Source organism: Pseudarthrobacter sp. H2, assembly GCF_050157045.1.
Taxonomy (GTDB): Bacteria; Actinomycetota; Actinomycetes; order Actinomycetales; family Micrococcaceae; genus Arthrobacter.
The window spans coordinates 2,630,463-2,643,884 of record NZ_CP189594.1; the positions used below are offsets into that span (position 1 = coordinate 2,630,463).

The window sequence follows — 13,422 nt, forward strand, 5'->3', positions numbered from 1 at the left end:
GTGCCTTCCGCAGCTCGGTGATTTCCGCGGCTCAGTGCCTTCCGCGGTGCGCGACCAGGAGATCGTGCGCCTGGACCACGTCCAGGCGCATCTGCTCCACCAGCGCTTCAGGCCCACGGTACGCCACCATGCCCCGCAACCTCGTGACGAATTCCACCACTACTGTCTGGCCGTACAGATCGAAGGCGTCGGCGTCTTCGGCCGGACGGTCGATCACGTGTGCCTCGACCTGCCGGCTGACGCCGTCGAAGGTGGGATTGGATCCCACGGAGATGGCGGCGGGCCACCGGGTGCCGGCCTGGTCCACGAGCCAGCCGGCGTAGATGCCGTCCGCGGGGATGTAGCCGCTCGCCGTGAACGCGAGGTTGGCCGTGGGGAAGCCCAGGTCCCGGCCGCGCGCGGCGCCGTGCACGACTTCGCCGCGCATCCGGTGGGCGCGGCCCAGGACGGCGGCGGCGGTGGCGACGTCGCCCGATCGCAGGGCCTCGCGCACCCAGGTGGAGGAACAGCGGCGGTCCGTGCCGCCGTCGTCGTGCACGTCGTCGTGCACGTCGTTGTGCACAGCGTTGTGCAGTTTTTCATCGTGCAGGGGGAAGCCTTCGGAACCGAATTCGCTGATGACCAGCACCTCGAAGCCGAGCTTCCGGCCCAGTTCCTGCATGGTGGCCAGGTCGCCGGAATTGCCGCGGCCGAAGCGGGCGTCGTGGCCGATCACCACGTGGCTCGCCTTGAGGCTGCCGATCAGGATGTCGGCCACGAATTCCTCCGGCGTGAGGCCGGCCAGCTCGAGTGAATACTTCAGCACCAGCACGGCGTCGAGGCCCAGCTCGCCGAGGGCCACCAGCTTGTCCTCCAGCCCCATGATCAGTTCAGGAGCGGATTCGGGCCGGTGCACCTGCGCCGGATGGGGGTCGAACGTGATGGCGACGGCACGGGCATGGTTCAGGCGGCCGATGCGGACGAGCTGCGAGAGCACCTGCTGGTGTCCGCGATGCACGCCGTCGAAGTTGCCGAATGTGACGACCGTAGGACCGAAGTCCGCCGGGACTTCGGACGGATCGTTCCAGATGTGGACCATGAACCTCGCCTTTTGCTGCCTGCCATGAACTCTTCCGGAGACGGTGCCGGCTCCGGAACCCTCTAAGATTACCCGCATTCACGGTGCGTCCGGGACGGTGCGGCCGGGCGGCCGGAAGCGGTCTTCCGCGGCCTTCCGCGTGCCGGGCACGCGGACTACGATACAAAGGCAGCAGTTCGGCGGCGCCGGTTCGGGCGCCGTTTCCGGCGACGACGACGCCGCTCCCGGCGCGGCTGAAGGAGAACCCATGACTGAGCTCCAGGACATTCTCGGGCACATTCCGGTCGGGCAGATTGCAGGGTCGTCAGCCACGTCTTTGGCGGACAGCAGGACCAGGTGGCCAGAAGCCGTCCCGCCCGCCGAATAGTCAGCAGCTGGTGCCGTTTGAGGACACCGCGTCAGGGGTCAGGTCCGTTGCAGCACGACGAACCCGTTTGCCGGCAGGCGTAGCTTGATCTGGCCCGACAGGGACGGGAGAGCCGCACTGAAGTTGCCCAGGTCGGTACCGCCGTAAAGTGACGAGTCGCTGTTGAAGATTTCCTTCCACATCCCGGGCTGTAACCGGTGTACGTCGGATTCGATGATGTAGCCGTCCGGAAATGGACGGTTGTTCAGGGACGCTACGACCAGTAGGCGGGAGGTGCCCTCGTTCCTGGTGAAGGCGATAACGCGGCTGGGATCGCAGGCATGGAGGACGTCTATTTCGCGTGACCGGACGGCCCTGTTCTCCCGGCTTAAGCGGATGACATCCTGGTAAAAACGGAACATGGTGGCGCCGAGGCCGGTTCGTTCCCCGTGCAGATCCTCCTTGCTCACCGAGATGTTGTTGTACTTGCATAGCTTCTGGGCCACGATTTCCTCGCCCATGAAGAACATGGGTGTTCCGGCGGAGAGGATGGCCAGCCCGGCCGCCACGCGGCTGCGCGCTTCGGCGGCGTCGCGGGTGGCGCCGAACAGGGGCGCGTCGTTAACGGCGGCCTTGCTGGTGCGCAGGCTGCCGTCATCGTTTCCGGCTTCGTCGTGGGACTCGTGGTAGGCGACCTTGTTCTGTCGGGTGTGCCAGAGGGAGTCTGCGAATCGGGACATGGCCAGCGGATCATCGTGGCCGTATCCGGCCTCCTTAAGCAGCCGGGCCTTGCCTGCGGCCCTGTCTGCATCGCCGATCAGATCATGGTAGAAGTCGGCGTACCAGGTGGAGTCAAAGCCCAGGCCGTCCACGTCCGGAGGCTCCGTCACAGCACCCCAGCCGGAATGGTCTTCGGCGATCAGCATGACCGTGGGACGGATCATCCGCAGGGTCCTGCTCCACTCGCGCAGCAGCTGCTGGCCGGCGAGGTTGACACGGCTGATCTCCCAGCCGTTCGCCAGTTGCCTGTTGTTGCCGTGGATGGCGCTGGTCAGGTCCACTCTGAGGCCGTCGACGTGGAACTCCTCGATGAATTCGGCGGCGCTGCTGATAAAGAGCTGGCGGACCGGCTCCTCCCAGTATCGCGGGGCCCAACCGGAGGAGCCGTTCTCGAGGTACCCGCCGCGTGGATTCGGAGAACCGTCGGGGTTCCGGTAATCCGAGGAACGCCCCTCGTACCAGTAGTAGATGTTCTCCGCCGGCAGATTTGAGTCGTACTCCCATTCCGCGCGGTCTGCCGTGCTGTCGAAATGGTTGTACACGACGTCCTGTATGACGGCGATCCCATGGCGGTGGCATTCCCTCACGAAGTGTTTGTACTTGTCCCTGCCGCCGGAGCTGGACTCGATGACGAAGTGGTGCGTGTCGCCATAGCCCCAGCTGAGGGTCCCCGAGGTTTCGGACATCGGCAGAAGCTCTACCGCGTTGACGCCCAGATCATCCAGGTATTGGACCAGTTCCATGGCATCGGAAAGCTTCCCGGATTCTGTTCTCCCAAATCCCAGGGAACCGACGTGAAGCTCGTAGACGACGAGGTCTTGCACCCGCGTGGGTACCGGCCTGCCTGCGGTGAACTCAGTCAGCCAGAAATCTTCGTCGGACAGCTGGGCAGGCGGGCTGCCGGTGGGCTCAAACTCCTCCCGGACGATGTCCTGGTCGACGATAACGCTGCAACTGATTCCGCCGTCCAGCGTCGCTGGCGTCCCGTTCCAGGCCCCGGCCGGATTCTGGTCGCCTCGGCCAATCTGCCAGCGGGAATGAATGTCGGTGCGCATCTTCGTTGCACCCTGGGCAGTGCGGATGCGGAACATGTAGGGAAGCCCCGTGAAGCTCGGGAAGTCTCTGCTGGGCGGGCTTTCCCATATCCCTCCCGGTTTTCGATCAAGGACTATGACGGGCATGGCCGGATCGATTCCCGAGCCGTCATCGGCGATGTAGCCGTTGTCCGTGCGGCCGAAGACCACTTCAACTGACTGGGCGTTGGGCGCCCAGGCCGCAAAGCGTATGGCCGGGGCGCCGCCATCGTAAAACTTCTGCGCCCCGAGGTACCGGCTGAAGGTAAGCCGGTAACGCTCCTCGTGGTTTTGCCCCGCCTCCGGCAGCCGCAACTGTCGGAATCGTTTGACGGGGTTGGCATCCGGAAGCTCGAGATTGATACCCCACACATTCGAGCCTTGCGGGCCATCAACGCGCACACCCCACTGGACCAGGCACCCGGCCATCGCATCCTCAAACTGGACATCCCGGATGAACGCCGGGCATCCGTCGTCGCCGGTGACCTCTGTCATCGGAACGTCAGACCAATTGTCCCAGCTTCCTGACAAGCGGGCATGGTGGAAGATCGAGCGTTTGATGCCTGGAAGGAAAATGAAGCTAACGGTAATCACTTAGGCACTCCTGTTCCATGAATCCGGGGAGACTGTGGGCACGACGATGCACCGGTGGACTATGCACCGGTGACCGTTGCGGGCCAACTGTGGGGACGTCATATCATCCAAGGATTTCCAATATCGGTTCTCCTGAAGGCGGAACGCACTCTTGGTTCGGCGACCTGCCCCGCACGATGCCTATAGCGGGCCGCCTGCGGCAGCGCCACGCCCAGCCTGCCCCGACACCGTTACTTGGCCGTTACAGGCACGTTCGGTGCCACGACGGCGCCATGACAGTTGATCGAAATCTTTACATGTCCGCCCTGAGCCGGACCAGCTCGCTGTCAGCGATGTTGGCCGTCGGCGCCTCAGCAGCGTGGCACCGCTCGAGGGCGGGTTTCGACATCGCGAGGGCGGCGGCCGGGGATGCCGTATGGTGTTTGACCATTTCGTCCTGTTCGGCGTCGACCTTGCGGCGGAAGAAGTCATCGCCGACGCTCTTGGCCACCACCTTGACTGCTTTGCTGCCGAGGCCGACGCCGGTAAACCGCCCCGCTGCCACCGTCAGCGTCTGCAGGCCCTTGGCCAGGAAGGGGGGACCCCCTACGGGGACTCCCTTCCGGTGGCTTCCTGCCGGATCCCTGCCGGAGCGGTGGCGCTGCCCGCGACGACGCCGGCCGCCAGGCCTCCTCTCCGGTCCGTGCGGCCGCGGAAGCCCGCGTACAGACGGCAGACCCGGATCGGTCGGGAACGAAGACTCTGGACCGTCTTCGTACAGAGGGCTATCTTCTGAAGATGCGGAGGCCAATGGCGACGGCGCTGGTGGGGCTGCTAATTGGCGTCCTGACCACCGGCTGCGGCCTTTTGCCTGGCGCCCACACGGAAACCTGTGTCGACTGGGTCCATTTCGAGGCGCCCCAGGAGCAGTTCAAGGAAGCCGGGCTCGTCCTCATCGGGAAACCCGTTGGCAAGGACGGCGAAACCAGCATCTACGGCTACACGGCGCAGATTCATCTCGTGGACGTCGAGGCAGTCCTCAAAGGCGAGTCTGGACCCGGCCCCCTCCGCATCGCTTCAATGCCCTTGACCTGCACCGGCGGCGTGTCCTATCCGGAGGGCGATCCGCTCGACGAAAACCGCCGGATGCTGATTTACGCCAACAGGCAGAACGGTGACTGGTTCACCATGACCCCGGCCCAGGGCGCCGTGCCGTTCGAGCCGGGCACCCAACTCCCATTCAAGTAGGCTTCCTAAGCCGGACTCGGCGTCATTCGAGGCGGAAGTAGTGGTTTCTTCGTGGCACCTGGCGCGGGTCGATGTGGGGCGGGGGGATGAACCAGGGGATGCCGGTGCGGAGCTGGATGGTCCATTGTTCCTTGTGGATCAGGTGGTGGTGGTGTGTACAGAGGATCGTGCCGTTGTCGGTGCTGGTGGTGCCGCCGCGGGACCAGTAGCTGATGTGGTGGGCTTCGCACCAGGGTGCGGGGATGGTGCAGCCGGGGAAGGCGCAGCCCTGGTCCCGGGCGGTGAGGGCCTTGCGGATGTGGGGCGGGAAGATCCGTGAGGTCCGGCCGATGTCCAGGATCCTGCCCTCGGTCCCGAGCAGTACCGGGATGATGTCCGCGTCGCAGGCGATCTTCCGCACGGTGGCGGCCGTGACGGGGCCGGTGAACAGCAGCGTCCCGGTGTTCGGGGTTCCGGTGTGCGACGCCGTCCGGGCCGCGCCGGTGTCCGCGAGCCTTCCGAGCAGGTCCCGGTAGTCGATGGTGACCATGACCTGGGGGCGCAGTCCTCCCGCGGCCGGCAGTCCGCCGGACGCTAAGGCGATTTTGCAGGCGCCGACGAGGCCGTCGAGGAGTTTCTGCGGGCGGGAGCGGAGGTCCAGCCCCGCCGCGCCCGGGTCAGTGTCGTCGTCGCAGCCGGCGCGCGGGATCACGGCGGCGGCCGCCCGGGCAGCCGCGGTGGAAGCCGCGGTGGCGGCGGCGGTGGAGGTGGCGGGGCCGGGCCCGGGATCCTGGCCGTCGCTGGAAGCGCTGGATGGCCCCGTGCCGCTGGTGCGGGGGTTGGTGGCGGTGTTCATGACGGTGAGGAGCTGTTCGAACTGGTCGGCGGTCGCGAAGATTTCCAGGTGGTGCAGGCCGCGGCGGGTGCGGCGGATGAAGGCGCCCTGGAGCTGGCGCAGGAGCTCTTCGGAGGGTTCGGCGCCGTCCTGGTCCAGGGCATCGGCCCAGCGCCGGGCGATCCGTGCCAGGAAGTCGGGGTCGTTCTCGGCGGCGGTGCGCGTCAGGGCGTGCTCCATCGCCGCCGCGGCCGTCGCGTCGCAGCTGTGCCGGACGCCGTCCAGGGCCAGGGCGATGAGGCTCGCGGACCGGGACGCGACCTCCCCGGCGGCGAGGGCTTCTCCGAGTTCCGCACGGGCGGCAGGCAGCGGCTGCCGGCCGGCGAGTACCGGGCGCGGCAGGACACTGCCGGCCAGGGAGAGTCGGCGGCGGGCCTCCGCGGCGCTGATCCGCAACCGCGCCCGCAGGAACTCCCTGGTGTTCCGGTAACCGTCATCCAGCGGCACGGCCACGGAGGCCGCCACGGAAGCGCCAGCCCTGGCGGCCACGGCCGCCGCGGAAGCGTCGGCCCCGTCGGCGCCTCCCGGGGAGCCGCCGGTGCTGCCGGCGGGGCTGTCGCCGGAGCCGCCAGGGCTGTCGCTGGAGCCATCGCTGGAGCTCTCCCGCCACCCGGTGGCCCACGATGTAGTGCCCGAGGGGACCGTGGCGACCGGCAGTTTCCTGGCCCGGTCCACCGCCCCGGCCGCGACGAGCTGCAGATATTCCACGTTGCGCGAGAGTTCCTCCACCCGGCCGGCGAAATCGGAGGCGTCGGTCAGGCCGAAGGCTGCTGAATCGGCAACCGCCGTCGTGCCCAGACCCTGCAGTAGCGCCAACGCGCCGTCGAGCGCCTCAGACCATGGCGGGACGGGAGCCGCAGCCCGCCGCGGGCCGCCGAGGATCATCCCGGCGTCCGGCCAGGCGGCCGGATCCGGGATGAAATCTCCAATGGCTTCCATGACTCCACTCTTCCAGAGACCTACGACGTTATTAGCCCGGCGGCGCTGGCCGGCTCCCCGCCCGCAAAGCGTCGCCAAACTACGGCTTCCCCGGGGACAGGTCTCGTCCGTGGGAAACTGGACGCATGGACAGCTCAGTTGCCCCCACGCTCGGGGAATCACTATCCGGCGGGATTTTTTCGGTGGAACCCCGCCGGCCCTTGGGACCCCGCGATCCGGGTGATGCCTGGGTCGAAGGGGACCGCGGGAAATTCTGGGGGCGTTTCGGCTCGGCCGGACTCCTCGTTCACGATCCGGCCAAGGGCGTCCTGCTCCAGCACCGCGCCTTGTGGAGCGATCAAGGCGGCACGTGGGGACTCCCGGGAGGCGCCCTGCACCAAGGCGAAGAGGCTGTCCACGGGGCGCTGCGAGAGGCCAGGGAAGAAGCTGCCGTCCCGCCGGAGAGCCTCCGCGTCCTGTTCACATCCGTGTTCGACGTCGGCTATTGGTCCTACACCACCGTCGCCGCGCAGGTGGTCGAGCCCTTTGAACCGGCCATCAGCGACCCGGAAAGCCTCGAACTGGCATGGGTGGGGATCGACCGCGTCAGCACCAAGGAACTGCACCCGGGGTTCGCCGCGGCCTGGCCCGACCTTCGCAGCAGGCTCCAGGGCCTCGCCACCGGCACAGACGCCGTCCGAAACATCAGCGAGGGCTAACCAGCCAAGGCACCACCCGCAGTTTCCGGCACGCATTCCGCGACGGCCCGCCCGGTCCTAAGGTACGAGCATGACTACCGAAAACCGGACCCCGCATCCTGTCCGGCAGCTGCGCCTCGTCGTCGAGACGGAGGACTACGACGCTGCCCTGACGTTCTACCGCGACGTTCTCGGGCTGGTGGAGCGCGAGGTCATCCCCAGCGAAGGGGATGCACGCATCACGATTCTCGAAGCAGGCCGGGCCACCCTGGAGCTCTCCAACCCGGCACAGGTCAGGATGATCGACCAGGTCGAGGCAGACGGCCGGCCGAGCGCGAAGATCCGCGTCGCCTTCGAGGTCGAGGACGCCGAAACCGCCACGGGGGCTCTCGTGAAAGCAGGAGGAACACTTCTCGCGGAGCCGCGGGAAACGCCGTGGCGATCGCTGAACTCCAGGCTCAGCGGGCCGGCCGGACTGCAGATCACGCTGTTTCAGGAACTGGACCCGCCCGCAGAGCCAGCCGAGGGTCCAGCCACGGACAGTCCCTGAGCCCGCAGCCCGCCACGAAGAAGTCTCAGGCCTGCCTGGGCGCGGGACGGCGGCGGTAGAGCCAGATCAGTCCCAGGATGGGCAGCAGCAGCGGAATGAAGCCGTAGCCGCGGCCGAACAGGGACCAGACGGTCTCGTGCGGGAAGTTGACGGAGTCGAAGAGACTCAGCGCGCCCACCACCAGCACACCGATCAGTTCCACGAGCACGGCCGTCACGGAGATCTTGAACCAGGTCCGGCCGGGCTTTGCCAGCGACACCGTTGCCACGATGTACACGACGGCGGCGAAGGCGGACAGCAGGTAGGCCAGCGGCGCTTCGGCGAATTTGGTGAGGATCTGGTATCCCGCCCGGGCCGTCGCCGAAAGGGCAAACACTGCATAGACGGCGATCAGCAGCCGGCCGGGGCCCGTGTTGCGGGTGTCGGTCGACGCCGGGCCGGCGGCTGCCGGAGTTTCCCCGGGGCCGGTCCCGGTGTCCTGCGGCGAAGGTTTTGCCGTCACGTTCTGTTCCTCTTCCATGTCAGTACCAGATCTGGTTCATGCGGGCGGCCATCACCAGGGCGGTGACGCCGACAGCCGCCAGGACAAAGTTGCTCCAGCGGGTCCGCTCCAGGATGGACCAGTACACCGCTCCGACCGGCAGCATCAGCGCGGTCACCAGATAGCCCCAGAACTCCCAGGGCTCCCCCGCGATCCGCTCCCCGCCCAGGACCCGGACGATGGAACCGACCAGGTACACCAGCAGGGACAGTTCGACGGCGGCCACCGACAGGATCGTCGTGTCGTTCGGGGCCTTCTTCAGGATGCCCGCGGTGGCGCAGATGATGGTGGAGAGCAGCCCGACCACGAGGATGATGTAGAAAAACGCGTCCAAGACTAGTCGGCCTGCTTTTCGGTCCACTGTTCAGCCCGTTGTTCCGCCCGCTGTTCCGGAGCAGGGATCCGGGCGCCGTTTTCACTGGCGCCCGTTTCCCCGGCGCGCTTCTCGTTGTCGGGCGCAAAGACCAGCACGGGCTTGGCGTAGCTTCCCGCATCGGCCAGCAGGGCCACCAGCGTGCCGTCCGGTGCGAACGCAGCGGCGGGCTTGTCCGCCGTCGCGGCTTCAGGCGTTCCGGCGGCAGCCCCGGCGGCGATCCTGCGGCCGAAGGAGAGCTCGGTGGTTTCCGCGTCGCTGAGTTCGCGGTTCGGCATCAGGGCCCGGGCCGCCTGGGACATTTCCAGGACGTCCAGTTCCTCGGCCAGTTGCTCCAGCGTGTGCGCCTGGTCCAGGGTGTACGGGCCCACCTGGGTCCGGCGCAGCGCCGTCAGGTGCCCGCCGACGCCGAGGCCCTCCCCCAGGTCACGGGCCAGGGCGCGGATATAGGTGCCGGAGGAGCATTCCACGGTGACGTCGACGTCGAGCGCCTCGCCGTCGCGTACGCGGCGGACCCCGTGGACCTCGAAGCGGTGGATGGTGACCGGGCGGGAGGCCAGTTTGACCTCTTCACCGGACCTGACTCGGGCGTAGGCGCGTTCGCCGTTGACCTTGATGGCGCTGACGCTGCTGGGAACCTGGGAGATCTCACCGGTCAGGACGGCGACGCCGGCGCGGAGGGCTTCCTCGGTGACCGCGGCGGCGCTGCGGGTGGAAGTGACCTCGCCCTCGGCGTCGTCGGTCACCGTGGATTCGCCGAGCCGGATCGTGGCGGTGTAGGTCTTGGAGGTGCCCACAATGTAGGTCAGCAGCCGGGTGGCCTTGTTGATGCCGACCACCAGCACGCCGGTGGCCATCGGGTCCAGGGTCCCGGCATGGCCCACCTTTCGGGTACCGGCGATCCGCCGCATCCGTCCAACCACATCGTGGCTGGTCCAGCCTTGCGGCTTGTCCACTATCACCAGTCCAGAAAGCACGCTCCCCAGTATATCTGCGCCCGACGCGCCGCCGACGACGGGCCCCCCGACGACGCGCCCCGCCCGGGCTCCTCCGCCACCGGCCGCCACCGGCCGGACCTTCCCCGCCGGCCGGTCTGCGGCGGTTAGGATGACTGACATGCCCGAGCTTGCCGCCCATGTCCGCGACGTCCCCGCCAACCAGATCCGTGAGATAACCGAAGCCGCCTGGGCCACCCCCGGTACGATCGTGCTGAGCATCGGAGAGCCGGGTTTCCCCGTCCCGCGCCACATCCTCGAGGCCGGGATGGCGTGCCTGGACCGCGACGAGACCAACTACACCCCCAACGCAGGGATCCCGGCGCTGCGCGAGGCCTTCGCCGCCAGGTTCGCCGCGAACAACGCGACGCCGGTCGGCCCGGACCGGGTCTATGTCGTAGGCGGCGCCCAGCAGGGCCTGCATTTGGCGATGAGCCTGCTGCTCTCTCCCGGGGACGAAATCCTCATCCCGAACCCGGGCTACCCCACCTTCGTGATGACCAGCAGCCTGCTGAATGCCGTACCGGTGCGGTATCCGCTGTATCCGGAACACGATTTCCAGCCGCGGATTCAGGACATCGAGGCCCTGATCACGCCGCGGACCAGGGTCCTGGTCCTCAATTCACCCTCCAACCCGCTGGGGGCCGTCGTGGGCGAGGAACTCACCCGCAGCCTGGTGGAACTGGCCCGGCGGCACGACCTGTGGATCATCTCGGACGAATGCTATGAGGCGTTCACCTACGACGTCCCCCATGTCAGCCCGGCCCGCTTCGACAGCGATGTCCCCGGCGAGGCACGCGTGTTCACCTCGCTGACCCTGTCCAAGACCTACGGGCTGACCGGGCTCCGGATCGGCGCGCTGATCTGCCCGCCGGGGCTGGAACAGAAGATGAACAACGTGATGGAGTCGATCGTCTCGTGTGTGGCCTCGCCGTCGCAGTACGCGGCGCTGGCAGCCCTGACCGGACCGCAGGACTACGTCCGCGACGCCCACGCCCATTACCGGGCCAACCGGGATGCGGCCTCCGCGGTGCTGCGGTCCAGGGGGATCCCGTTCCTCACCGCGCAGGGGGCGTTCTACCTGTGGGCGGACGTTTCACCCAACAGCGGCGGGGATGTCCGGGCCTGGGTCCGGCGGTTCCTGGCGGATTCCGGGGTGGCCTTCGCCCCGGGCACGGCGTTCGGTTCCATCGGCGAGGGCTGGATCCGGATCGCCCTCTGCGGCAGCCGGGCGGACCTCGTCGAAGGCCTCGGCCGGCTCCCGGCCCGGCGGGGCTGAGCCGACCCGCTGTGTCGCCAGGCCGGGTCGCCAGGCTGGGGTCGATAGCCCCTACCGCCGGAACGGCCCGCGCCGTAGCCTGATCCCACGGCACTTTGCGCTGGAAGTGCCGGAGTTTCCAGCCGGAGGGTACATCATGTGGTGGCAGGACTTGCTGTGGGGCATCTGGAACGGGCTGACCGCCTGGATTGTGCTGATCGTCCATGTCTTCGGGGTCTGGAGCGAGTTCCCCTTCTACAACTCCGCCCGTTCGGGCAACTGGTATGACTTCGGCTTCCTGCTGGGCATGGGATCGCCCCTGCTGGGCGGCCTGGGCTCCCGCTTCAGGTCCAGGCGCTGAGCCGCACCGGCGCGTTCGACAGGCATCGGCTCCCCTTCGAGGCGGGGCGTTCCACCACTGAAGATGCCGGTGGCCGCGGTCCGGGGCTACTTTGGAGTCCCAAGCCGCCGAATCCCGGCCCGGCGACGGCGTGTCGGCGCCAAAGTCCCCCCGGACCGCGGGGACCAGACACGCAGACGGCCCGTCCTACGCTGAGATTCCCCGGCCCTGGCTTCGCGGCCACGGAAATCCCCGGTGATTCCGGTGGCCGCGGTCCGAGGATGCCGGTAGCTGCGGTCCGGGGCTACTTTGAAGTCCCAAGCCGCCGAATCCCGGTCCGGCGACGGCGTGTCGGCGCCAAAGTCCCCCCGGACCGCGGGGACCAGACACGCGGACGGCCCGTCCTACGCTGAGATTCCCCGGCTTTGGCTTCGCGGCCCCGGAAATCCCCGGTGATTCCGAGGAACGCGCCGGACCAGCCCGTCAATGGTGGGGAGAATCCGCACGGATCGGAAATCGAGTCAAAGGTCCCGACAGGGTCAGTACTCGGTGCGGTCAGGGTTGTCGCGCCACGCCTGGAAGGGAAGGTCCGACGCCGGGAGATCAGTGTGGCTCACCGGCATCAGTTCCGGGCGGTCCCCGTCGAAGTATTCGTAAAAGAGGGCATCGTCGAAGCCTGCCGCGGCGGCGCTGTGCCGGTCCGCCGCGAAGTACACCCGGTCCACGCGGGCCCACAAAGCCGCGGCCAGGCAAAGCGGGCACGGCTCGCAGCTGGCGTACAGCACGGCCCCGCTGAGGTCGAAGTTGCCGGACGCGGCCGCTGCCTTGCGGATGGCCACAACCTCGGCATGGGCAGTGGGGTCGTTGTCCCGCGTCACCCGGTTGACGCCGTCGTGGGTCCGGCCGTCCGCGGTGACAACGACAGCGCCGAACGGCCCGCCGCCGTCGGACACGTTCCGGACGGCGATACGGATGGCCTGATTGAGGAATTCCCCGATGACCTGGGCTGGGGGCTGCGTCGTCATGGTCCGATCATAGCCAGAGGAGCGTGCTCCACGCGCGGAAGACAGCCGGAAGACAGAAGTGGCCGGACCCGTTTGCCGGTCCGGCCACTTCCCCTGCAGAATTCCTGCTGTCCTACTTGGTGCTGCCCTGGTCCTTGTTGCTGTCCTCGTCGATCTCGTCGTCGTCGATCAGGTCAAGGTCCTCTTCGTCGAAGTCGTCCTCGTCGAGTTCCACGTCCTGGGGCGTGTCGGACTTGTACGGATCGGCGTCGCCCGCGTGCTGGGCGCTGGCGGCGAGGGCAGCCACTTCGGCGTCGCGCTTCTTCGCGGCCCGGAGCAGTTCCTCAAGGTTGGACGCGTTAACCGGGATCTGGTCCGCCACGAACTCGAGGGTGGGGGTGAGCCGGACGGTGATATTGCGGCCGACCTCCTGCCGGAGCACGCCCTTGGCCTTCTCCAGGCCCTTGGCGGCCTCGGCCTGGACCACCTGGTCACCGAGCACCGTGTAGTAGACCGTGGCGTGCTGCAGGTCATTGGTCACGCGGGCATCGGTGACAGTAATGCCCTCCAGCCGCGGATCCTTGACCTTCCGGCCCAAAGCCTCGGCAACAACAACCTTAATCCGCTGCGCCAACTTGGCAGCCCGTGCGGGATCAGCCATTTCCACTCCTAAAAATTTGGATGTACGACGGCGCGTTAACAGCTGGCGTACACAGATTGGGTTTGTTGCCACGCGCCTAAGGCGAGTCTACGACGGACTCCCGTTGGATTTT

At 67.4% G+C, this 13,422-nt stretch carries 14 protein-coding genes; 5 read left to right on the plus strand and 9 right to left on the minus strand.

The features are described from left to right. Positions 1-31 precede the first annotated feature (31 nt). The 3 genes from ACQCSZ_RS12425 to ACQCSZ_RS12435 form a co-directional block, all read right to left on the minus strand. Complete coding sequence (locus ACQCSZ_RS12425; RefSeq protein WP_427004089.1) at positions 32-1,078, minus strand: bifunctional riboflavin kinase/FAD synthetase; 1,047 nt, start codon at positions 1,076-1,078, stop codon at positions 32-34. Positions 1,079-1,483: 405 nt separating this feature from the next. Further along, a complete protein-coding gene (locus ACQCSZ_RS12430) occupies positions 1,484-3,772 on the minus strand; it encodes an alpha-amylase family glycosyl hydrolase (protein WP_427004090.1) in 2,289 nt (762 codons plus the stop codon). Positions 3,773-4,163: 391 nt separating this feature from the next. Further along, complete coding sequence (locus tag ACQCSZ_RS12435; protein ID WP_427004091.1) at positions 4,164-4,415, minus strand: hypothetical protein; 252 nt, start codon at positions 4,413-4,415, stop codon at positions 4,164-4,166. Positions 4,416-4,648: 233 nt separating this feature from the next. Here ACQCSZ_RS12435 and ACQCSZ_RS12440 point away from each other — a divergent pair, with 233 nt between their 5' ends. After that, entirely contained in the window at positions 4,649-5,098 is a 450-nt protein-coding gene (locus ACQCSZ_RS12440) for a hypothetical protein (protein ID WP_427004092.1), read from the plus strand. Between the two features lie 22 nt (positions 5,099-5,120). Here the strand turns inward: ACQCSZ_RS12440 and ACQCSZ_RS12445 are convergent, their stop codons facing one another. Beyond that, a complete protein-coding gene (locus tag ACQCSZ_RS12445; RefSeq protein WP_427004093.1) occupies positions 5,121-6,911 on the minus strand; it encodes a DUF222 domain-containing protein in 1,791 nt (596 codons plus the stop codon). A 125-nt stretch (positions 6,912-7,036) separates the two neighbouring features. On the opposite strand from ACQCSZ_RS12445, the gene ACQCSZ_RS12450 reads away from it, so the two are divergent. Next, positions 7,037-7,609, plus strand: coding sequence for an NUDIX domain-containing protein (locus ACQCSZ_RS12450; protein ID WP_427004094.1), 573 nt, complete (start codon positions 7,037-7,039; stop codon positions 7,607-7,609). Between the two features lie 70 nt (positions 7,610-7,679). Further along, entirely contained in the window at positions 7,680-8,138 is a 459-nt protein-coding gene (locus ACQCSZ_RS12455) for a VOC family protein (protein ID WP_427004095.1), read from the plus strand. 25 nt (positions 8,139-8,163) lie between these two features. Here ACQCSZ_RS12455 and ACQCSZ_RS12460 read toward each other — a convergent pair whose 3' ends face one another. From ACQCSZ_RS12460 to truB, 3 genes are read right to left on the minus strand one after another with little or no spacing between them, the layout of a single operon-like run. Continuing rightward, on the minus strand, positions 8,164-8,658 hold the full coding sequence (locus ACQCSZ_RS12460) for a hypothetical protein (RefSeq protein WP_427004096.1): 495 nt from the start codon (positions 8,656-8,658) through the stop codon (positions 8,164-8,166). Between the two features lies 1 nt (position 8,659). After that, entirely contained in the window at positions 8,660-9,013 is a 354-nt protein-coding gene (locus ACQCSZ_RS12465) for a hypothetical protein (protein ID WP_211877877.1), read from the minus strand. A gap of 2 nt (positions 9,014-9,015) precedes the next feature. After that, positions 9,016-10,029 (minus strand): tRNA pseudouridine(55) synthase TruB, encoded by a 1,014-nt coding sequence (truB, locus tag ACQCSZ_RS12470; RefSeq protein ID WP_427004097.1) that lies wholly within the window; start codon positions 10,027-10,029, stop codon positions 9,016-9,018. Positions 10,030-10,168: 139 nt separating this feature from the next. On the opposite strand from truB, the gene ACQCSZ_RS12475 reads away from it, so the two are divergent. Next, entirely contained in the window at positions 10,169-11,326 is a 1,158-nt protein-coding gene (locus tag ACQCSZ_RS12475) for a pyridoxal phosphate-dependent aminotransferase (RefSeq protein ID WP_427004098.1), read from the plus strand. Positions 11,327-11,462: 136 nt separating this feature from the next. Further along, a complete protein-coding gene (locus ACQCSZ_RS12480) occupies positions 11,463-11,666 on the plus strand; it encodes a hypothetical protein (RefSeq protein WP_427004099.1) in 204 nt (67 codons plus the stop codon). A 518-nt stretch (positions 11,667-12,184) separates the two neighbouring features. Here ACQCSZ_RS12480 and ACQCSZ_RS12485 read toward each other — a convergent pair. Together ACQCSZ_RS12485 and rbfA are read right to left on the minus strand one after the other, a co-directional pair. After that, positions 12,185-12,670 (minus strand): nucleoside deaminase, encoded by a 486-nt coding sequence (locus tag ACQCSZ_RS12485; protein ID WP_427004100.1) that lies wholly within the window; start codon positions 12,668-12,670, stop codon positions 12,185-12,187. Positions 12,671-12,782: 112 nt separating this feature from the next. Beyond that, positions 12,783-13,310, minus strand: coding sequence for a 30S ribosome-binding factor RbfA (gene rbfA / locus ACQCSZ_RS12490; RefSeq protein WP_427004101.1), 528 nt, complete (start codon positions 13,308-13,310; stop codon positions 12,783-12,785). Between the last annotated feature and the right edge of the window lie 112 nt (positions 13,311-13,422).